Annotated in this window: 19 protein-coding genes; 18 read left to right on the top strand and 1 reads right to left on the bottom strand. The window is 44.8% G+C overall.

Annotated elements, in window-relative coordinates; genetic code table 11:
• The gene (locus tag RYO92_RS03635; RefSeq protein WP_315369520.1) at nucleotides 1-1185 is read right to left on the bottom strand and encodes a hypothetical protein; all 1185 of its coding nucleotides are present in this window, start codon (nucleotides 1183-1185) and stop codon (nucleotides 1-3) included.
• A 298-nt stretch (nucleotides 1186-1483) separates the two neighbouring features.
• Here RYO92_RS03635 and RYO92_RS03630 point away from each other — a divergent pair, with 298 nt between their 5' ends.
• From RYO92_RS03630 to RYO92_RS03545, 18 genes are all read left to right on the top strand, one after another.
• Nucleotides 1484-2947, top strand: a complete 1464-nt coding sequence (locus RYO92_RS03630; protein WP_315369519.1) for a hypothetical protein — start codon at nucleotides 1484-1486, stop codon at nucleotides 2945-2947.
• A 739-nt stretch (nucleotides 2948-3686) separates the two neighbouring features.
• On the top strand, nucleotides 3687-5282 hold the full coding sequence (locus RYO92_RS03625; protein ID WP_315369518.1) for a Na+/H+ antiporter NhaC family protein: 1596 nt from the start codon (nucleotides 3687-3689) through the stop codon (nucleotides 5280-5282).
• Between the two features lie 378 nt (nucleotides 5283-5660).
• On the top strand, nucleotides 5661-5891 hold the full coding sequence (locus RYO92_RS03620; RefSeq protein ID WP_007157597.1) for an acyl carrier protein: 231 nt from the start codon (nucleotides 5661-5663) through the stop codon (nucleotides 5889-5891).
• 122 nt (nucleotides 5892-6013) lie between these two features.
• Nucleotides 6014-6889 carry an acetyl-CoA carboxylase, carboxyltransferase subunit beta gene (gene accD / locus RYO92_RS03615; protein WP_315369517.1) on the top strand — a complete coding sequence of 292 codons (876 nt, stop codon included), beginning with the start codon at nucleotides 6014-6016 and terminating at the stop codon, nucleotides 6887-6889.
• A gap of 164 nt (nucleotides 6890-7053) precedes the next feature.
• On the top strand, nucleotides 7054-7968 hold the full coding sequence (locus tag RYO92_RS03610; RefSeq protein WP_315369516.1) for an acetyl-CoA carboxylase carboxyltransferase subunit alpha: 915 nt from the start codon (nucleotides 7054-7056) through the stop codon (nucleotides 7966-7968).
• Between the two features lie 10 nt (nucleotides 7969-7978).
• The gene (locus RYO92_RS03605; RefSeq protein WP_331648123.1) at nucleotides 7979-9010 is read left to right on the top strand and encodes a 3-oxoacyl-ACP synthase III family protein; all 1032 of its coding nucleotides are present in this window, start codon (nucleotides 7979-7981) and stop codon (nucleotides 9008-9010) included.
• 28 nt (nucleotides 9011-9038) lie between these two features.
• On the top strand, nucleotides 9039-9956 hold the full coding sequence (locus tag RYO92_RS03600) for a nitronate monooxygenase (RefSeq protein ID WP_315369515.1): 918 nt from the start codon (nucleotides 9039-9041) through the stop codon (nucleotides 9954-9956).
• A 9-nt stretch (nucleotides 9957-9965) separates the two neighbouring features.
• Nucleotides 9966-10904 carry an ACP S-malonyltransferase gene (fabD, locus tag RYO92_RS03595; RefSeq protein WP_315369514.1) on the top strand — a complete coding sequence of 313 codons (939 nt, stop codon included), beginning with the start codon at nucleotides 9966-9968 and terminating at the stop codon, nucleotides 10902-10904.
• A gap of 118 nt (nucleotides 10905-11022) precedes the next feature.
• Nucleotides 11023-11769: a 3-oxoacyl-[acyl-carrier-protein] reductase gene (gene fabG, locus RYO92_RS03590; protein ID WP_315365127.1), complete on the top strand. Its 747-nt coding sequence runs from the start codon at nucleotides 11023-11025 to the stop codon at nucleotides 11767-11769.
• A gap of 204 nt (nucleotides 11770-11973) precedes the next feature.
• On the top strand, nucleotides 11974-13209 hold the full coding sequence (gene fabF / locus RYO92_RS03585) for a beta-ketoacyl-ACP synthase II (RefSeq protein ID WP_314669478.1): 1236 nt from the start codon (nucleotides 11974-11976) through the stop codon (nucleotides 13207-13209).
• A 296-nt stretch (nucleotides 13210-13505) separates the two neighbouring features.
• Nucleotides 13506-13934, top strand: a complete 429-nt coding sequence (gene fabZ / locus RYO92_RS03580; protein ID WP_183683756.1) for a 3-hydroxyacyl-ACP dehydratase FabZ — start codon at nucleotides 13506-13508, stop codon at nucleotides 13932-13934.
• A gap of 811 nt (nucleotides 13935-14745) precedes the next feature.
• Entirely contained in the window at nucleotides 14746-15240 is a 495-nt protein-coding gene (locus RYO92_RS03575) for a MarR family transcriptional regulator (RefSeq protein ID WP_315271920.1), read from the top strand.
• A 269-nt stretch (nucleotides 15241-15509) separates the two neighbouring features.
• Nucleotides 15510-17648, top strand: coding sequence for a protein translocase subunit SecD (secD, locus tag RYO92_RS03570; RefSeq protein WP_315369513.1), 2139 nt, complete (start codon nucleotides 15510-15512; stop codon nucleotides 17646-17648).
• A gap of 34 nt (nucleotides 17649-17682) precedes the next feature.
• Nucleotides 17683-18855: a tRNA guanosine(34) transglycosylase Tgt gene (gene tgt, locus RYO92_RS03565; RefSeq protein ID WP_315369526.1), complete on the top strand. Its 1173-nt coding sequence runs from the start codon at nucleotides 17683-17685 to the stop codon at nucleotides 18853-18855.
• Between the two features lie 35 nt (nucleotides 18856-18890).
• The gene (gene yajC / locus RYO92_RS03560; protein ID WP_315369512.1) at nucleotides 18891-19172 is read left to right on the top strand and encodes a preprotein translocase subunit YajC; all 282 of its coding nucleotides are present in this window, start codon (nucleotides 18891-18893) and stop codon (nucleotides 19170-19172) included.
• Nucleotides 19173-19274: 102 nt separating this feature from the next.
• Complete coding sequence (locus RYO92_RS03555) at nucleotides 19275-20345, top strand: D-alanine--D-alanine ligase family protein (protein ID WP_315369511.1); 1071 nt, start codon at nucleotides 19275-19277, stop codon at nucleotides 20343-20345.
• Between the two features lie 237 nt (nucleotides 20346-20582).
• The gene (locus tag RYO92_RS03550; protein WP_007157581.1) at nucleotides 20583-20999 is read left to right on the top strand and encodes a DUF1934 domain-containing protein; all 417 of its coding nucleotides are present in this window, start codon (nucleotides 20583-20585) and stop codon (nucleotides 20997-20999) included.
• Nucleotides 21000-21061: 62 nt separating this feature from the next.
• Entirely contained in the window at nucleotides 21062-21568 is a 507-nt protein-coding gene (locus RYO92_RS03545) for a hypothetical protein (RefSeq protein ID WP_314344078.1), read from the top strand.
• Nucleotides 21569-21894 lie beyond the last annotated feature (326 nt).

Below are 21894 nucleotides of genomic sequence, written 5' to 3'. Positions count from 1 at the left end.
TTACGAAACGGGCATAAAAATCAATAGCAATGCCGAGATTATCCCGAATAATTTCTCGCTTTTTTTCTCGTTCCAATCCTCTTGGTCCGGTAAATTCCATAATTCATCCGGAAGAAAATAGGATATGGCAAAGCCGTCAATCAATTCCTTTAGTTCCGGATTTTCAAAGTCCTCTTGTAAGAGTCTTGCCTTTTCTTCTATTTCCAGCAGCATTTCTTTCATGGCAGGATAGCTGTAGAGATTCGGATCCGCCCATCGTTCAAATCTCACACTATCATAAGGATCTCTACCAGCATATTTTTTATTGTAGTTTTCGTCAAAATACTTATAGAGAAAATAAAATAGAAAAAATTGCACATCATCCTCTTCTATCATCATTCTATTTTGATAATAATCTTTTGTTTCCCAAGAATATCTGGGATTCTTTTCTTCTTTCTCCACAGTTAAGGGGCAAATTACAAAATAACTGCTTGTGTTCTCTCCTTCCAAAATAGGAACCTGCCGAATATCCTTCAGGGATTCGTTTATCCTTCCCATAGGGATCTTATAGATGTTTTGCTCCCAATTAAACTGATATCGGAAGATCAGACCGCAAGTATACGCGGAATCATGCCCGGCACGGATAAAAAAACGCAAATCGGAGTCTCCGGACAGGTTAAAAACAAAGGCGTAATCCTCTCTTTGCACTCTTTCTCCTTTACCGGAGCCCAGATAGCTGATTCTTTGATAGAACTCCGGTTTTCTGCACTTCCGGGAAAGCATTTCCGAAAAAAGAATATTGGCATCGCAGTCTCCGTGGTTCACACCTTCTATGGTATCCGGATCAATCTGATTTACGGACACGCCCATCACCCCATCGGGAAAGATCATAAGTTCAACCGTGGAATAATCTTCCAATACGAAAACAATCGGTTCCCAAAGTTTCAACTCGGCGTTTAATTGAATATTGTCATACCAATCCCAGTCCATTTTCTGCATTAGATCGTCCGTAACTCCTGCGGAACTTAATGTTTCCTGTATGCGTTTTCCTAAAGCCCAGCCCTCTAAATTTAGAACTATACCGATGGCATTGATTTTGATGATTTTTTTCCGGGCAATCTGATTTTCTTCCCAAAAAGCATTTAATTCTTTTTCCGTCTTACAAAATGTCGGCTTCCATTCCTGAATATCAAAGGGATTCATCATAAGCTTTCTCCTTAAAAAGAAATATTCTATAAACTTCGAAATGTCCCTTATGGTGCATAAAAAAAGGACGATAATTAAAATACAAAGTTAAAAAACAAAATAGAATTGATATTTAATCAAATATTTTAATAAAAGCTTTGCAAAATGGAAAGAAGGTAATATAATAAATAAGATATTAGTAGATTTTTCATAAAATTACCAGAGAGCCTTACTAATATTTTTTAGAAAAATGTCGAAAGAATACCTAATTCAACTGTTTGTGATAAGGGTGGATTAGGGTATAGGAGAGGGAGAGCTTATGTCACTAATGCAAATGATTTTTAAAAAGCCTGAGGAAGTTTTCGGGGAAGACGGGGAAGAGCCCGTTGAGAAACAACCTTTGGACTTGTTGTCTGTAAAGGGCGACAGGATAAGCACAGTGTTAGAAACAGAGAACATTGAGCTCCTCTTGGAAAAAGAACAGGGACGTATTCGCCTTGTACAGAAAAATTCCGGAGGAGAAGAACTGAAAACTCTGATGGAATGTCCCTATGCGGAAAATGCGGATGCCCGAAAAGAATTGACGGATATGATGACCGCCGTAAAGAAGGATATTGAGTCAGCTATTGAAGTGGGAAGAACCTCCCTTCGCATTCCGGAAAGTAAATATGAACTCTTCATGTATATGCGGAGACGCCCATCTATCCCTATGGATATGGATAAGCTAAACCGAGAGCTTTCTTCCGGTGAAGCAAGGGAAAATGTGGCTTTATTCCGTTCTTTCTTGGAGAAGAATCCCAGAATCAATGTTTATGTGGGAATCTATACCCTTGGACAGGATACGGCTTACAGAATCTTGAAGCAGGAATGGCGTATGCTTTCCAATGTGCGTTTTATTGTCTTGGAAAATTATGAAAAGAAGCCGATTTCCTGGTCTGATCCACGGATTCAGGAAAGCCTGAAGGATTCTCCCAATGTGGCTTCCATCGGTATCGGTATTAAGGGAGATCGTCCCCGTTATGCCATTGAGCTCCGCACAGAGGATTTGGCTTCCTCTGTTAAGAAAGCAGCACTGCTGAGCCACCACATTTTCAATATTCGAGAGGAAATGATTGACGCCCAGACTCAGGGCTTTGCAAAGGCAATGTGGGCACTTGGAGCAAAGCGGGGCAAGAGTGAGGACTTTATCCGGAAAACTGTGGAGGATCTGGCTTTAGAGGATGCCTGCTACAGAATTTCCGAAAGCTCTGCAAAGGAAATCGTGAAGAAGGTGCAGGAGAGAGGTTTCAATGAGGGAGAGGATATCGGTCTGTTCCGTGTTCCGGTATTAGACAGACGTCTGCTCTTAAACCTTTTAAAGAATGCGGAAAACGGCTTCCTGGTGGTGGATGATGCGGGACAGTTCCAGTATTACCGGGATATGACCGGAAAACTGGTGATGAAATACGGCTGGGAGAAGGACGGCTGTTGGTACATCGCTCCAAAGGGGAAGGAAGAAAAGGAAATTCGGAAAGAGGCCGCTATGGTTCTTCTGGAAGGAAAATATCTTCAGGCCCTTGGAAAGATTCTTATGGAGAATCGGAATCGCTCCGTAAGCGATGCTTACAGCAATCTGAAAAACTTCATTGTTTCCTATGAGAAGCTGGGTATGGGAGAGGGAGAGCAAATCGAAACTTTAGGCCTTGCCAGAGACTTCTTCCCCAAGGAAAATATCGAAGAAATCCAAACCGTTATTGGAGAGGTGCTTTCCGAAAGCTCCCTTTATGACAATTTCGGATTTTAAAAATTTTTGTTATAGAATTAGTAATCTTATATCCATAATTTTTGAAAATGGCTAAATTGATATAAAATAAAGGTTTCAGCGTGTTTTAAGTGCTATAGAAATTGATATATTCTCTCCATATTGCATGGCGGTAAAGAGGGGGATACATCAATTTCTATGGCATTTTTTTATTATAAAATTTCTCCTACATATTTAAACAAATTAAAATATATGCTAAGCTTAAATTGTATAGATGTACCTAGCGATTTATGTAAATACTTTTAATTTCACGCCTATGGATATTTTTTATGTTTGCTTAGCTTACGGACTGTTTGTTTTTTCTATATTCGTCACAATATTTACAAAGACAAGTTTGTCCGCCCCCGGAGAATATGATTTTGTGATGAAACATAAGCTATTAACCGTACTATTGGTTATTTTAGGTTTATTCATTCTGCTTTGCCTGTATGCTGTGTTTTCTTATTTCAATATCCCCATAATAAGCTGAATTTCCCTGGAAGATAAAGCAACAGGCTCCCTCGGATAAAGCAACAGGAATACTTGCAAGAAGGAAGGATTTCTTGTAAAGTATTCCTGTTTGTTTTTGACGAAAAAATAAGGTCTAAGGCAAATCCGCTGAAGTCCCGTATGGGATAAGGCAGAGGCCTTAGATTTTTTTGTTCATAACGAATGGCAAAGAGAAAATGATTATAGTAGAAAAAAGATAATCAGAAAAATAGAAAATGAAGGGAAGAGGAAAATGAAAGAAAAGAGTAACCGTATTGTTTCGCTGACTTCCATCTGTATTGTGCTTTTATTTTTGGTGGCAGCGGCTTTTTTGACCGATAAGGAGTCGGTGCAGAATTCCCCCTGGTCTTTGGTGCCACCGGTGATTGCCATTGCCCTGGCTTTGATTACCAAGGAGGTTTACAGTTCCCTGTTCTTAGGGATTTTATCCGGTGCTCTTTTATATTCCGGCTATAACTTGGAGGGGACTCTGAATCATGTATTTGTGGACGGCATTATCCATGTGCTTTCCGATGCCTGGAATGTGGGAATCCTTTGCTTTTTAGTGATTTTAGGCATGATGGTACAGCTGATGAATAAAACCGGAGGCTCCAAAGCCTTTGGAGATTGGACGAAGAAGCATATCCGAAGCCGAAAGGGTTCTATGCTGGCTACCATTGCCTTAGGCTGCCTGATTTTTATTGACGATTACTTTAATTGCTTGACCGTGGGTTCTGTGATGCGCCCGGTAACGGATCAGCACAAAATAAGTAGGGCAAAGCTGGCATATCTCATTGATACTACGGCGGCGCCGGTATGTATCATTGCGCCGATTTCCTCTTGGGCGGCAGCGGTTTCCGGCTTCGTAGAAGGGGAAAATGGAATGAAGCTCTTTGTGAAGACCATTCCTTATAATTTCTACGCCCTCCTTTCTCTTTGTATGCTGATTTTTTTGGTTTTGCTTAATGTGGATTTTGGTCCGATGAAGCTTCATGAGGAAAATGCTGTAGACAGGGGTGATCTTTTTACTACGACGGAGCGTCCCTATGGAGAAGCCACTGAGGAAGAGGGAAGAAAAGGGCATATCCTGGATATGCTGGTGCCGATTTTCTCGTTGATTGTCTTCTGTGTTGTGGGAATGATTTATTCCGGAGGATTTTTCACCGGTGCGGACTTTGTGACGGCATTTTCCAAGTCAGATGCTTCTATAGGATTGGTGCTTGGGTCTTTTGGCGCCTTGGTAGTGACCTTGTTTTACTACTTTGGCAGAAATGCCCTTTCCTTTAATGAAGGAATGGACTGCCTGCCGGAGGGCTTTAAGCAGATGGTGCCGGCCATCTTGATTTTAACCTTTGCCTGGTCTTTGAAGGCTATGACGGATAGCTTGGGAGCGAAGGAATTTGTGGCAGTGATGGTAAAGAGCAGCGCAGGCTCCGCATTATCTTTCCTGCCGGTATTTATTTTCCTGATTGCCATTGGCCTTGCTTTTGCTACAGGAACCTCCTGGGGAACCTTCGGAATTTTGATTCCGATTGTGGTGGCCATTTTCCAGGATGTGGATACCAATATGATGATTCTTTCCATGTCCGCCTGCATGGCGGGAGCGGTTTGCGGAGACCACTGTTCTCCCATATCCGATACCACCATTATGAGCTCTGCCGGAGCCCAAAGCGTTCATATCAACCATGTGCAAACCCAGTTGCCCTACGCCCTTTTGGTGGCCGGGGTATCCTCGATTAGTTATATTTTGGCAGGATTTTTAAAGACACCTTGGATTCCATTGGGAATCGGAGTAGCACTTCTGTTCGGGATTTTGCTTTGGATTAAGAAGGGACAGAAGAAAGCTTAAAGAATGATTAGGGCTTAGGATAGTCGATACTTGCCGGGAGAAAATTAGGGAAGGAAAAAGAACTAATGGCAAAAATAGCTTACCTGCCCTTCGGCAGGGTAAGCGTATCTCCTATACAAAAGAGGTCCGGACGAGAATGCATTTTCGTCCGGGCCTTTTTCGTATAGGAGAAGGGAGCTGTGGAAACCACAGCTCCCTATTTTTGCTCTTCCAATTTCACTTCCCCCGGCAAGAAGTGGTTTTAAAAACCACTTCTTGCATATTTTAAACTATATCCCTTAAAAAAATATTCTATTGACATTTTTATGATTTACAGTTATATTGCTTTCGAAAATTTAATTAAAATAATTTTTAGTAAAAAGGTGAAAGGAGTTCAGTATGGAATTCGAGAGATTAAAGGAAATCATTGTAGATACTTTGGCATGTGATGAGGATAAGGTTACTTTAGAGGCGGATATGCAGAAGGATCTTGAGGTGGATTCTCTTTCCTTAGTGGAGCTGCACATGGCTTTAGAGGATGAGCTGGGCGTTTCCATTCCTGATGGAGAAATCGGAAAGATGCATACCGTAAAAGATATTTTAGACTATGCAAATAACGCAAAGGCGTAAATTTATCAAGATAGAAAGACAGAAAAACAGGCGTCCTTAGGGACGCTTTTCTCAAAGAGAAGAATTGTTTCTAAAGGAAAGAATTGTTTCTAAAGGAAAGGTCAAGAACCATAGGAGGAAATATGAAATCACCCATTCAAAGTCTGGTAGAGCTGGTGAAAGACAGGGACTTACGGCAAAAAGCCAATAAAGATACCATGAGCGGAGCTGCACCCTTAAAGGTGCCTGCAACCTTTATCAGCTGTAGAAAATGCGGAAGAAGAGCTCTTCGTTCCCGTTGGGAAGAAAATTACTATATTTGCCCTCATTGCGGTTCTTACAGTCCCATTGGAGCTTATTATCGTTTAAAAATGCTTTATGATCCGGGAACCTTCCAGGAGCTGGATCAGGATATGGCGGTAAAGGATCCTTTGGACTTCCCGGAGTATAGAGAGAAGGCGGAAAGTCAGGCGAAAAAAACCGGCCTGAAAGAGGCGGTGGTTTCTTCCAAGGGAAAAATCGGAGGAATTCCGGTGGTGGTATTGGTACTGGATAGCCGTTTCTTTATGGGATCCATGTCCCAGGCCGTGGGAGAGAAGGTAACCAGAGGAATCGAAGTGGCGGATAAGGAAAAATGCCCCTTGATTATCTTCTCCGCATCAGGAGGAGCCAGAATGCAGGAGGGAATCTATAGCCTGATGCAAATGGCGAAGACCTCTGCGGCAGTGGAGCTTTTCTCCGAGCACGGGGGATTCTTTATCAGTTATCTGACCCACCCCACCACCGGAGGAGTAACCGCAAGCTTTGCTACATTAGGAGATATTACTCTGGCAGAGCCGGGAGCTCTCATCGGTTTTGCCGGCCCCAGAGTTATTGAGCAGACCATTAACAGTAAGCTTCCCAAGGGCTTCCAGAAGAGTGAATATCTGGAAAGCCACGGCTTTGTAGATAAGATTGTGGAAAGAAAAGATATGAGAGAAACCTTGATTCAGTTATTGAATTTACATCAGAAGGCTTAAGACAGTTTATGGACTTCCTTGCTACAGGAACAGAAAGCCTCAGCTCGGAAGAGGCGGGCTGAAAACAGTTCAGAAGAGACAAAAGTAGGAAGGAAATCCTTTATGCCGGAAAAAATAGGATTGAGAAGGACATTGTCGGAATCGGGAATCAAGGAGGAATATAGATGATTAAGGAAGTATTGGAAAAGACAGAAGCCTTAGAGGAAAAAATTCAGGCGCTTCTTGCGGAAGAGGAAAAAACTGAGGAAATCAGAGTTTTACAAGAGGAAAAGAAAAAGCTTTTAGACAGTTGTAAGGATTTGGAGCCGGGAGATCGGGTGTTTTTGGCAAGACACCCTAGACGCCCCCATGTGGAGGACTTCGTTTCCGCTCTTTTTACGGACTTTTTTGAGCAAAAGGGAGACCATCTTTATGATGAGGATCGTTCCATTTACGGAGGAATTGCCCGTTTCCATGGACGTCCTGTAACGGTACTGGGGCACAGAAAAGGAAGAACGGTGGAAGAAAATCTTTCCTATAACTTCGGCATGACCTGTCCGGAGGGCTATCGTAAGGCAAAAAGACTGATGGAGCAGGCAGAGAAATTTGACAGACCGATTATTACCTTTGTAGATACTCCGGGCGCTTATCCCGGTTTAGAGGCGGAGCAGCACGGACAGGGGGAGGCTATTGCGAAAAACCTTGCTTTTATGAGTTCTCTCCATGTGCCGGTGATTGCGGTGGTTACGGGAGAAGGAAGCTCCGGCGGTGCTTTGGGAATCTGCGTAGCCAATAAGATTTTGATGCTGGAAAATGCCATTTACTCCGTTCTAAGTCCGGAGGGCTTTGCAACTATCTTATGGAAGGACAGTTCCCGTGCGGCAGAGGCGGCAAAGGTCATGAAGCTTACCGCAAAGGATTTAAAGGAAGCCAATGTGGCGGATGAGGTTGTGCCGGAGTCCTTGGGAGGCGCCCAGGATGATCCGGAAAGTCTTTACAAGGCTTTGGATCAAACCTTGGAGAAGACTTTAGCATACTACGAAGGCATGAGTCGTCATGAAATCCGTAAGGACAGACTCTCTAAGTTCAGAAACATTTAGGAAAAGAGGAATGATGGAAGGACTAAAGATACTTGGCCTTGGATCGGCTATCCCAAGTAAGAGGGTACACAATGATGACCTGGCGAAGCTGGTGGACACCAGTGACGAATGGATTTATCCAAGGACGGGAATCCATGAAAGGCGTTTTTGCGAAAAGGATGAGAGTGCAGGAACATTAGCCATAAAGGCGGCCAAAGAGGCTGTAGCGGATGCGGGACTAAAGGGAGAGGACATCGGGGTGATTGTGGTGGCTACCATGTCTCCGGATTTCTCTACCCCGAGCCTTGCAGCCATCGTGGCAAGGGAATTGGGCACGAAAGAAGATGTTCCCGTATTGGATTTGAATGCGGCCTGCAGCGGTTTTGTTTACGGGCTGGAGGTGGCCAGGGGGCTTTTACTTTCCACCAATAAGGACTATGCCCTGGTGGTGGGAACGGAACAGCTTTCCCGACTACTGAAAATAGAGGATAGAACCACCTCCGTCATTTTCGGAGACGGAGCAGGAGCTGCTGTAGTAAAAAGAGATGCCAAGACTCTCTACGCTTCCTACCTGGGCTCTAAGGGAGATTATTCCATTATGGCTCCCGGCATTTACACCGGAGCCTTTGACGGCTTCTATGAGGACGGCACGGAGAATCCGGAGAAGCTGGGCGAGGGAGTCAGTGCCGGAAAGCATGAAAAGCTGGATCACCTGGTAATGGACGGAAAGGGGGTTTTCCTCTTTGCCATTGACATCGTTCCTCATTGCATTGAGAAGGTCTTGGAAAAGACCGGAGACAGCTTGGAAACTGTGCAGCATGTGGTTTGCCATCAGGCCAATTCCAGAATCATTCGAAATGTGGTACGACACATGAAGGCGGATCCTAAGAAGTTTTTTGAAAATATGGAGTATTTCGGAAATACCTCCGGAGCCTCCATTCCCATGGCTTTAAAGGATATGCAGGAAAAGGGCCTTTTACATTCCGGAGACAAGCTGGTTTTGGTGGGTTTCGGCTCGGGACTGACCTATGCCTCAGCAGAAATTCAGTACGAAAAAGCGTAGAGAAAGTAAAGGAAATTAAGGAGAGATTATGACCGGATTACAGGAGATGTTAGGAATTCGTTACCCCATTATTCAGGGAGGAATGGCCAATATTGCCACGGGAGCCTTTGCGGCGGCTTGTTCTGACGCGGGAGCCATGGGCTTGATTGGAACAGGAGGCATTCGAGAGGCAGAGGGTCTTCGTAAGGAAATCCACATCCTTCGGGAAAGAACCGACAAGCCCTTTGGGGTGAATCTCATGCTGATGAATCCGGAAACCGATAAGATGGTGGAAATCTGCATTGAGGAAAAGGTGCCTGTGGTAACCACCGGAGCCGGAAATCCCGGCATTTACATGGAAGCCTTTAAGGCAGCAGGAATCAAGGTGATTCCTGTGGTGCCGGCTCCCATCTTGGCGAAAAGACTGGAAAAGCTTGGAGCGGATGCGGTAATTGCAGAGGGCTGTGAGTCCGGAGGTCATATCGGAGAAATGACCACTATGACCTTGGTGCCTCAGACCGTGGATGCGGTTTCTATTCCCGTGATTGCAGCAGGCGGTGTTGCGGATAATCGGCAAATGCAGGCAGTGCTTACCTTAGGAGCCTGCGGCGCCCAGATTGGTACCGCTCTTTTGGCGGCGGAGGAATGCCCCATCCATGAAAATTATAAGGAGGCGGTACTGAAGGCCTCCGGCTCCGACACCATTGTGACAGGAAGAATTGCCGGTGTACCTGTACGAGTTTTAAAGAATCAGATGAGTAGGGAATACCTAAGTCAGGAAAAGGCGGGAGCGGATAAGATGGAACTGGAAAAGTTCACTCTGGGCTCCCTTCGCAGGGCGGTTTTTGACGGAGATACCAAAACCGGATCCCTCATGGCAGGACAGACCTGCGGACAGGTTACTAAGATTCGTCCGGTGGCGGAGATTTTAGCGGATATTTGCCGGGGAATTCCCGGGATTTCATAAGGAGGAAAGATGAAGACAGCATTTTTATATGCAGGACAGGGAAGTCAGGTTAAAGGAATGGGAAAGGACTTATATGAAGCCTTCCCCGCCTTTCGAAAGGCCTATGACGAGGCGGAGCTGGACTTTGATGTAAAGACGCTCTCCTTCGAGGATCCGGAGGGAAAAATCAATGAAACCCGTTATACCCAGCCGGCTCTTGTGGCATTTGCCTGCGGTATGACAGCGGTTTTACAGGAAAACGGAATCAAGCCGGATTATGCGCTGGGCCTTTCCCTGGGAGAATACTCCGCACTGGAGGCGGCTTCCGTATTTTCCGCAAAGACAGCGGTGGAAATGGTAGCCTTCCGTGGTAAGAAAATGGAAGAGGCCTCCAAGGGAATCGAATCCTCCATGGCGGCAATACTTGGGATGTCTGAGGAAGCTTTGGACAAGGTTTGTAAGGAAGTGGGAGGCGCTGTGAGCCTTTGTAACCTAAACTGCCCGGGACAAATCGTTATCGGCGGAGAAAAGAAGGCTGTGGAAGAGGCCTCCAAACTGGCTTTGGAGTCAGGTGCCAAAAAGGCGATTCCTTTAAAGGTTTCCGGCCCCTTCCATACCTCTTTTATGAAAAGTGCGGGAGAAGCACTGCGGGAGTATTTTAAAGATATTAGCTTCCGAGAGGGAACTTGCCCTGTGCTTCACAACTTCTTAGGAAGAGAAAGACAGGAAGGAGATCCAAGCGTTCCGGAGCTTTTGGTGGAACAGGTTCAAAAGCCGGTGCGTATGGAAGAGGATCTTAGAAGACTTCTGGACCTTGGGGTGAGAAACTTTGTAGAAATCGGTCCGGGAAAGACTATTTCCGGTTTCTTAAAGAAGACGGCCAAGGATATGGGTATCGAAGATTTTGAAGTGGTAAGCTTGGAAAATAAGGAAGAGCTGGAAGCATTTTTAGAGAGCAAGAAAGCGTAGATTCCGGCTTAGGAAAGCAAGGAAAAAAGGGATAAGCCTTTCAACAAGCGTAAAGAGGGAACAATAGAAAGGACTATCCTTGGAAGATACAAGGCGTAATGGATAGAAAGGAAGGAAGATGGCGGAAAGAGAGACTTGTCTGGTTACAGGTGCCAGCGGAGGCATCGGCAGTGCTATTGCCTTGAAAATGGCGGCGGAGGGAAGAAATGTGGTGCTTCACTACGCCGGAAATGAAGCGGCAGCCAGGGCTGTAGAGGAAGAAATTCATAAGGCTTATCCTTCCGTAGAAACCCTCCTTTGCCAGGGTGATATTAAGAAGGAAGAGGATGTGGAAAGAATTGTGGCGGAGGCCGTTGCCCGTTTTTCTGAAATTGAAGTTTTAGTGAACAATGCCGGCATCACAAGAGACAATCTTTTTCTAAAAATGTCTTCAGAAGATTTTGATGAAGTTTTGGACGCCAACCTTCGGGGAGCCTTCTTATTTTCCAAAGCCGTAGGAAAGTTGATGATGAAAAAGCGTTACGGCAGAATCATTCAGATTTCCAGCATTGTAGGGGTTCACGGAAATGTGGGACAGAGCAATTATGCTGCTTCCAAGGCTGGACTTATCGGCATGTCCAAGTGCCTGGCTCAGGAGCTGGCAGGACGAAATGTAACGGTAAATGTGGTTTGTCCCGGTTTTATTGATACGAAAATGACGGAAGGACTGCCGGAGGCGGTGAAGGAGGAGATGCTACGCAACATCCCTATGAAGGCTTTCGGAACCGGGGAAGATGTGGCAAATGCGGTAGCTTTTTTTGCCAAAAAAGAATCTCGCTATATTACAGGAGAAACCCTCTTGGTAGATGGCGGCATGGGAATGTAGAGTGAAACTATAGAGTGGTAACATAGAAAGAAACTATGAGTGACAATATAGAGCGAAGATATAGTTTGTAAAATCAGAGTGCAATCTATAGAGCAAAAAATTGTTTGTAAAGCAGAGTGCAAATCTATAGAGCAAAATATTGTTTGTAAAACAGAGTGCAAATCTAGAGTGCAATCTTGATTGGAAATGGAGAAAAAGAATACTATGGAGAGAAGACGCGTTGTAATTACCGGATTAGGAACAGTGAACCCCACCGGAAATTCCGTTGCGGAAAGCTGGCAGGGAATTCAGGAGGGAAAGGTGGGCATTGGCCCCATTACCGCCTTTCCGGCAGAGGACTTCAGCATTCACTTAGCCGGAGAAGTAAAGGATTTTCATCCGGAGACCGTTTTTGATAAAAGAGATTTAAAACATATGTCCCGCTTCACCCAGTTTGCCATGTGGGCAGCAGAAGAGGCGGTAAAGGATAGCGGTATCGTAGGAACTCTTCCCGAGGAAGAAATCGGCTGTATCGTTTCCAGCGGAATCGGCGGTCTGCAAACTATTGAAGCAGAGCATACTCGTGGTGCTTCCAAGGGCTTTGAGCGTGTAAATCCTTTCTTCATCCCCATGTCCATTTCCAATATGGCGGCGGCGGAAATTGCCATTCGCCATCATTTAAAGGGAATGTGCATTTGCCCGGTAACTGCTTGTGCAGGCGGCTCCAATGCCATCGGGGATGCTTTCCATAGAATCCGAGACGGCTATGAAACCGCTATGGTTTGTGGTGGAACCGAGGCTACCATTTCCGAATTGGGAATCGGCGGATTTTCCAGTATGAAGGCTCTTTCTCAGGCCAGTGAAGTGAGCAGAGGCTCTATTCCCTTCGATAAGGAGCGTTCCGGTTTCGTAATGGGAGAGGGTGCCGGCATTTTGGTACTGGAGGAAAGAGAGCACGCTCTGAAGAGAGGGGCAAAGATTTACGGAGAGGTGCTGGGCTACGGTGCCAACTGTGATGCCTTCCACATTACCTCCCCGGCTCCAAATGGAGAAGGGGGAGCAGACTGCATGAAGCTGGCTTTAAAGGATGCAAATCTTGCTCCTGAAAAGATTGACTACATCAATGCCCACGGTACCTCCACAAATTTAAATGATAAGGGAGAAACCACAGCTATCAAGACGGTTTTTGGAGAAAGAGCTTATTCTATTCCCGTATCCTCCACCAAGTCCATGACCGGACATCTTTTGGGCGGCGCAGGAGCTGTGGAGGCCATCTTCTCCGTGCTGGCTTTGAAGGACAGCTTTGTACCGGCAACCATGAATTATCAGGTAAAGGATGAGGAGCTGGATCTGGATTATGTACCAAATCAGGGAAGAAAGCAGGAGCTGCATTACAGCCTTTCCAATTCCTTAGGTTTTGGCGGCCACAATGCCTGTCTGATTTTTGGAAAAGCAGAGTAGTTTCCCCGCAGTAATATAGTACGTGAATAGAAAGATGGAACTGTTAAACTAAACTTGGCTTTCTTCTGCTGTATAGCTTTAAATTCGGGCACGCTCCCGCTAGCCTCGCCCTGCAGCAGTACTAAGCTTCAAGCTTCGCTACACTCGCTTTCAGCAAGTACCGGCGGGCTCAGACTACCCGTATTTTAAAGCTATACAGCCGAAAAGCCACTTTAAGTTATTTTAACAGTTCCATCTTCAATACGAACTCCATCGGCGGGGAAACTGCCGGTGGAATTTTTTTAGAGGAGGTCAATATGCCTAAGTTAAACATTGAAGAAATCAAAGCCATTATTCCCCACCGTTATCCTTTTTTGCTGATTGACGAAATTCAAGACTACGAAGCGGGAGAATTTGCGGTGGCAAAGAAATGCGTTACCATCAACGAACCCTTCTTTCAGGGACATTTTCCTTCCTATCCGGTAATGCCGGGGGTTTTGATTGTGGAAGCTCTGGCCCAGACCGGAGCGGTGGCTCTTTTGGCTCTTCCGGAAAATAAAGGAAAAATTGCTCTCTTTGGAGGAATTAAAAATTGCAAGTTCAAGCAGCAGGTTCGTCCCGGGGATGTGTTGGAGCTTAGCTGCCGGGTGGTAAACCGAAAAGGGCCGGTTGGCATAGGAGAGGCGGAAGCCAAGGTGGATGGAAAGACCGTAGTGAAGGCGGAATTGACTTTTGCAGTGCAGTAGAGCTTTATGCACTATTGAGGAAAAGAGGTCGCAAAAAAGTAGATATGGTTTTCCCACAGTGCCGACTGAAAGCGGGGCACGCTCCCGCTAACTTCGCCTACCAGGGGTACTAAGCTTCAAGCTTCGCCCTGCTCGCTTTCAGCAAGTACCCGGGGCTCAGATTACCCCGCTTTCAGCACGGCACTGTCGGAAAACCCCGGACTAACTTTGGGACATTCTTTTCCATTGGTACATAAAGTGGGGGAAATCTTAGGGAATCTGAGCGCTGCTTTGAAGTAGTGCCGAAAGAAGAAAGGAATCAGAGAAATTTGGAGTGCATTTTGCGACACCGACGAAACGACAAGAGGCTCTCCATCCTCCGAATATTCTATAAATTTCACTCATTAGATGAAATGAATTATATTCGCCTGCTTTTAATGCTTCTCGTTTCGAACTTCTGAGACCGACGGAGGGGTAGAATTATAATTATGAACAGCATTTCTGCGATACAGCATCCGATGAGGGCAATCTGAGCCCGCCGGCACTTGCGAAAAACAAAGGTACTGCTGTTTTTCGCGTAGTGTCCGCTGCAGGGCGAAGTTAGCGGGAGCGTGCCCGAAGAGGAAGGCTGTATCGCAGAAATGCGTAGCTTATTATCCTTTAACACTACCGGAGTTCAGAAGAGAACCATTAAAACCCCTTATATAAAATCATTTTATTAATAACAGTTGAAATTTTATAGAAAAATTTCTTATACCCTATAGGCAAATACAAGATTTTCTGTTAAAGTTTAACAAGTCACAGTCTACTTATTTCAAGAAGAGAGAATGCTATGTTTAGTGAATCGATTATTGAGTTGTACAACAAGTTTCGAATTTATTTTTATATGCAGGTATTTGCGAAATTCGAAAAGAGAGAGGCCAGTCTGACCACTGTAGAAAGCTATAGCATTGAATGTATCAAGGCTCTGGGAGAGCCGACGGTACAGGAATTTGCCATTATGATGGGAATTTCCGCTCCTAATGCCGCTTATAAGGTGAATGCCTTAGTGCAGAAGGGCTACATCGAGAAAATTCAGGATGAAAATGATCGAAGAGAGTTCCACCTTCGTCCCACGAAGAAATTTTGGGATTATTACAATGTTTCCTACAGTTATGTAAAGACTGTAGAAGCTCGTTGTAAGAAGCGTTTCAGCAAGGAAGATTTGGCAAAGTTTGAAGAGATGGTAAAGATTATTACCACAGAGCTTATGCCGGAGATGGATACCAGAAAATTTACCAAAACAGGATTTGAAAACCACGTTAGCATCGGTGAAGTGGAAGAGTAAAAGTAGCGGAAGAATCGAAAAAGTCCCCTTGGCAAGGAAGGCCTTGGGGATATTTTTTTGAAAAAATCCCGTATTTCCAGGAAAGGAATTGCCTTTTTTCTTGCGAGCAGGGTGAGCCTATGATAATATAAATCGGTATATGCCCGAGTGATGGGAGTAACCGGAAAACTTCGGAGAAAACAGGGATAAGGGCGAAATCTGGTGAAACATTTTTCCTTTTCCGGAGGAGAAAAGCGTTTCACCAAATTCGATTGTAAAGGAAGTAGAAGATGAACAAGAAATCAAATGCAGTGCTACGGCTTATAGGAATCCTCCTGCTGACCATAGCTTTTTGCGTTTTGGGATACCTGAACGCAAAAAACATTAAGCTGGGATTGGACCTGAACGGTGGTGTGTCCATCACCTACCAAACCGTGGAAGAGAATCCTACCGCCGAGCAGATGAGTGACACGGTGTATAAGCTTCAAATGAAGGCTCAGAGCTATTCCACAGAGGCGCAGGTATATCAGGAAGGAAAGAATCGTATCAATATTGATATTCCCGGAGCTACCGATGCCAATGAGATTTTGGCGGAACTTGGAGAGCCGGGTACCCTGCAGTTTGCGGATGAGGATGGCAATGTTCTTCTTACCGGTGATGATGTAAAAACAGCTACTGCGGGAATGACCAACCAGAACAACAATCGTGAATATGTGATTGAGTTGCATTTCACAGAGGCAGGTGCGACAAAATTTGCGGAAGCCACCAAGAACAATGTGGGAAAGCGTATCTTCATTATCTATAACAATGAAGTCATTTCTTCTCCAAATGTTAAAGAAGCGATTACCGGCGGACAGGCTAGCATCAGTCCCATCGAAAGCTATGAGCAGGCGCAGAAGATTGCTTCTACCATTCGTATCGGTGCTTTACCGGTTAGCCTGACAGAGCTTCGTTCCAATGTAATCGGTGCTACCTTGGGTGCGGAAGCGATTTCCACCTCTTTGAAGGCCGCGGCTATCGGTATTGCGTTGGTTATGCTTTTCATGCTTTGTGTTTATCGTATCCCCGGTCTTGCGGCATCTTTGGCTCTTTTCATGTATGTGGGGCTGGAAATGGTGCTGATGCAGGCCTTTGAAGTTACCCTGACTTTGCCGGGTATTGCCGGAATTATCCTATCCATCGGTATGGCGGTGGACGCCAACGTTATTATCTTTACTCGAATTAAAGAAGAAATCGGTGCCGGAAATTCCGTGGATAAGGCGATTAAGTCGGGATTTGAAAAGGCCTTGTCTGCAATTTTGGACGGTAACATCACTACTTTGATTGCGGCGGCAGTACTGTATGTCCGTGGTTCAGGAACCGTAAAGGGCTTTGCAACCACCTTGGCCATCGGTATTATCATTTCTCTGATTACCGCACTTTTTGTAACCAGAGGATTATTAACTGCTTTTTTCGCTTTGGGAGCGACAAACCCCAAGCTCTACGGTATTAAGAAGGAAACCAAGGTAATCAACTTTATCGGTTTCAGAAGAATTGCCTACAGCATTTCTTCCTTAGTAATTATTGTGGGATTCATTTTCCTGGCAATGAATAAGAAAAATACCGGAGATATCTTTAACTATGACCTGGACTTTAAGGGAGGTTCCTCCACCACCATTACCTTCGATAAGGATATGTCCATGAAGGAGATAGATAGTGAGGTGATCCCTCTGTTTACTGCGGCTACCGGAGGTAACGCCTCCACCCAGGCAGCTAAGGTTGCGGGAACCAATGAGGTTATCATTAAGACCAGAACCATGACCACCGAGGAAAGAACCAAGCTGTATGACAGCCTTCAGGAGAAGTTCTCCATTTCCGAGGATAAGATTGTTACCGAGAATATTTCCGGAGCGGTTTCCACTGAAATGAAGAAGGATGCGGTTTGGGCTTTGCTGATTGCGATCTTCTGTATGTTGATTTATATCTGGATTCGATTCAGAGACATTAAGTTTGCATCCGCTTCCGTAATGGCCTTGGCTCATGACGTATTGATTACCGTTACTTTTTATGCGGTATTTCGCTGGGCGGTGGGCTCAAACTTTATTGCCTGCATCTTAACCATCGTAGGATATTCCATTAACGCTACCATCGTTATCTTTGACCGTATCCGTGAGAATTTACACAACGGTAGCAAGAAGAAGGGATTGGAATATGTGGTAAATGAGGCGATTTCCAGTACGGTAACCCGTTCAATCAACACATCACTGACTACCTTTATTTCCGTATTTGTGCTTTACATCTTCGGAGTAAGCTCCATTAGAGATTTCACTCTGCCTTTGATGGTGGGTATTGTGGCAGGTGCATGGTCTTCCGTATGTATCGCAGGACCGCTTTGGTTTGATTTTGTGATTCTTTCCAAGAGAAAGAAGGAACAGCTTAGCAAGAAATAGTAAAGGAAAAGGGGTGACTATGGCAGCTGCCAAAATGAAATATGAAATCAAAGGGCAGTGCGGAAGAGCCAAGTCTGCCCATGTGGAAACCGTCCATGGTGTGATAGAAACCCCGGTCTTTATGAATGTGGGTACTGTGGCAGCCATCAAGGGCGGGGTATCCACGGATGATCTTCGTCTGGTGCATACACAGGTGGAGTTGTCCAATACCTATCATCTCCATGTGCGAACCGGAGACAAGGTTATCCGGGAGCTGGGAGGCTTACACAGGATGATGAATTGGGACAAGCCTATCCTTACCGATTCCGGCGGTTTTCAGGTTTACAGTCTGGCCAAAACCGGAAGAAAAATTCGGGAAGAAGGGGTGGAATTCCGCTCCCATATAGATGGAAGAAGGATTTTCATGGGACCGGAGGAATCCATGCAGATTCAGTCCAACTTGGGCTCTACCATTGCCATGGCCTTTGACGAGTGTCCGCCGGCCTTGGCGGAGCGGGATTATATTCTTCCTTCCGTGGAGAGAACCACCCGTTGGCTTCTTCGTTGTCAGGCGGAGATGAATCGTTTGAACAGCCTGGAAGATACCCTGAATCCTAAGCAGATTCTCTTTGGGATTAATCAGGGAGGGGTTTTGGAAGATATTCGTATCGACCATGCCAAGCGTATTACGGAGTTGGATTTGGAAGGCTATGCAGTTGGCGGTCTGGCCGTGGGAGAAAGCCATGAGGATATGTACCGGATTTTGGATGCGGTGGTTCCTCATTTGCCCCGGCATAAGCCTACTTACCTTATGGGGGTAGGAACTCCGGAAAATATGATTCAGGCTGTGGATCGGGGAATTGACTTTTTCGATTGTGTATTCCCCAGCAGAAACGGAAGACATGGTCATGTGTATCATGCCACCGGAAAGCTGAATCTTTGGAACCTGGCTTATGAAAAGGATATGCGCCCCATTGAAGAGGGCTGTGATTGCCCGGCTTGCAAAGGGATTCGAAAAGAGGACGGAACGTATACCGGCGGTTTTTCCAGAGCGTATATCCGTCATCTTTTAAAGGCGAAGGAAATGCTGGGAATGCGGCTTTGCGTTTTACATAATCTTTCCTATTACAATCGCCTGATGGTGGAAATGCGTAACGCCATTCGGGAAAATCGTTGGGAAAGCTGGAAGACGGAAGCCTTATATAAACTAAAAATACAAAACTCCTAAGGGAGAAGATTTGACAGAAGAAAAGGAGATACATTATGGCAGGATTGGGAGCAGTAGGTTGGATTATTTATGCGGTAGTGATTATTGCCATGTTCTATTTTTTGGGTGTTCGTCCTCAGCAGCAGGAAAAGAAAAAACTGCAGGATTTGATGAGCTCCCTTGCTGTGGGAGATACGGTTCTTACCAGTTCGGGATTTTACGGTGTCATCATTGACCTTACCGAGGATACGGTAATCGTAGAGTTCGGCGGAAACAAGAACTGTCGTATTCCGATGCAGAAGACAGCCATCGTTCAGATTGAGAAGGCTTCCACCTAAGGCTTTGATCGAGAGTAGAGCAGATTTTGTTTTAAGCTTTCAAAATACTTATTCTCCTGTTTGGGAAGAATAAGATGTTTTACAAAAATAGAAAGAAGGAAAATGATGAGGAAGACCCTGGTTTTACTTTTTGGGGGACAGTCTACAGAACATGAGGTTTCTTGTCGCTCTGTGCTCACGATTAAGAGGGCGGTAAATCAAGAAAAGTACAAGGTGCTTTGTATCGGTATTACGAAATCCGGGGAATGGATTCCGGTGGAGAAAGAAGAAGCCATTGAAGACGGAAGCTGGAAGGAAAGTGCAGAGAGAGCCATGATTCTTCCGGACGCAAAGCTTTCTTCCGTGCTTTTTCTGGGGAAAAACGGAGAAAGTCACTTGGAAAAAATTGATGTAGTCTTTCCGGTGCTTCATGGCAAGGATGGAGAAGACGGAACCATTCAAGGACTTTTGGAGATTGCCAGAATTCCCTATGTGGGCTGCGGGGTACTTTCCTCTGCGATTTCTATGGATAAGGTTTATACTAAGATGGCGGTGGAAAAGCCTTTGGCAAAGATTGGCGTTCGACAGGCTAAGTATATCTCCTTTGTGCGAAGCCAGTGGGAGAATCAGGAGAAGATTATTTCCAAGGTGGAAGCTGCTCTTTCCTATCCGGTGTTTGTAAAGCCTTCCAATGCAGGCTCTTCCTGCGGCGTAAGTAAAGCAAAGGATAGAGAGGCCTTAAAGAAGGCGGTGGAAAATGCCCTTTCGGTGGATAGAAGAGTCTTGGTGGAAGAAAGCATTACAGGAAGAGAGCTGGAATGTGCAGTATTCTCCGGAAAAGAAGGGCAGGTAGAAAGCTCCTCTGTGGGAGAAATTCTTGCGGCAGCAGAGTTCTACGATTATGACGCCAAATATAATAATCCGGATTCCAAGACGGAACTCTATCCGGATATCTCCGGGGAGATTGAAGAGAAAATCAGAAAGGCGGCAGAGACGGTCTTCTTAGCGGTGGACGGCTTCTCTCTCTCCAGAGTGGATTTCTTCTTGTCCGGGGAAGAGGTGATTTTTAATGAAATTAATACTATGCCGGGCTTCACTTCTATTTCCATGTATCCCATGCTTTTTAAGAAAAAGGGATATTCCATAGAAGAGCTGGTAGAGAAACTTCTAGAGAGTGCTTTTCATAGACCTTAAGAATTTCATAAATAATTATTTCCGTGGACTTTAAACTTTTTTGCAAGATTGTGCTATACTAAGTACACAATCAATTTGATTTTAAATGTTTGATTTCCATTCTCCTAGGGGCTCTGTTATGCACGCAGGGTCCCTATTATATTGTCTTTATTGTCGTAGAGAAAAGTTATGAAAAAGAAAAGTTATGGAAAAGAAAAGTTATGGAAAAGAAAGCTGTGACTGAGGTAAGAGATTAAGATGAAGGTCAAAATGACTATGCATACCAGGCAAAAATATGACGGGGACTTGGACAGCTTCGTACTGGAACATTCCGGTGTACTGATGCAAAGAGGAGAGCAGTTTCTTCTCAGTTATTTTCAAGAGGGAGTACACCATGGCATGAAGTTATATCCGACGGAAGGTCGTCTGGAAATTATACGAAACTGGAAGGAAGAGGAGAAACTTCTCTATGAAGGAGGCGTCCGTTGGAAAGTGGATTATGAAACGGAGGTAGGCGTTCTGCCCTTGGAGTTTGATACGGCAGAGGTGGATTTTCGAAATGTCGACTTTTCTCGGGGACAAGGAGAAATTCGTCTCTATTACACACTCTTTCAGTTTGGGCAAAAGGTAGCGGAGACAGAACTCTCCATTGCAATTTCGCCCTATTCGGAGTAAAATGTAAACGTTTCTTTGCAAAAATAAGCACAATAATTTGTAGACTTGGAAATGAGGTGTTCATGGTACTGGCAATTGCTCCACAAAGCATTATTTCGATTTTGTTGGTAATTTTGATTTTGCTTTTCATCGTATTAATAGCTTTATATTTTATGGGAAGACGTTTGCAGGAAAAGCAGGCTGCACAGCAACCCATGATTGAAGCCAATACCATGGAAGTTTCCATGTTGATTATTGATAAGAAGAAGCTGAGTGTGAAGGCAGCCGTTGCGGCAGGTTTACCGGAACAGGTGGAGAAGGAGCTTCCCTTCTATCTTCGCTTTTCAAAGCTTCCCATTGTTAAGGCAAAGGTGGGACCGAAGGTATTAGCTCTTATGGCGGATCCCAATGTATATGAGGTACTTCCTGTAAAGAAGGAAGTAAAGTGTGCAGTATCCGGAATCTATATTCGCTCTATCAAGTCTGTACGAGGCGGAGTGGTACCTGAGGCACCAAAGAAGAAAGGATTTTTCGCCAACTTAAGAAAGAAGGCGGAAGACGAAGTGAAGAAGCAACAGGCAAAGAAGTAAGGAATATACGGAACGCGGAAAATAAGAAAAGTAGAAAATAAGAAAAAGCCGGGTTTTATGAGAAAGAATTAGCTTTGCGTTTTTTCTCATAGAATCTGGCTTTTTTCTTTTGAAATGTTTCGCAGAAAAGCGTAAAGAGCTATATTTCTCCTTGACAGAAAAAGGTAAAGAATGGTAGTATGAAGTTTGCTTATTTGGCCGGTAGGGGGATAACTCTGCCTATTTTTCGTCCAAAGGAAGAATATAGCCAAAGAAAAGTGAACGTATCGTCAACTAATCCATAAATTAAAGGAGTTTCCCGAGTTGTTTTAAGCAGATTATAATAC

Source organism: Oribacterium sinus (genome assembly GCF_963553175.1).
Lineage (GTDB): Bacteria > Bacillota > Clostridia > Lachnospirales > Lachnospiraceae > Oribacterium > Oribacterium sinus_B.
Note: the sequence above shows the minus strand (reverse complement) of the source record. Positions and strands in the feature narration are given on the sequence as shown.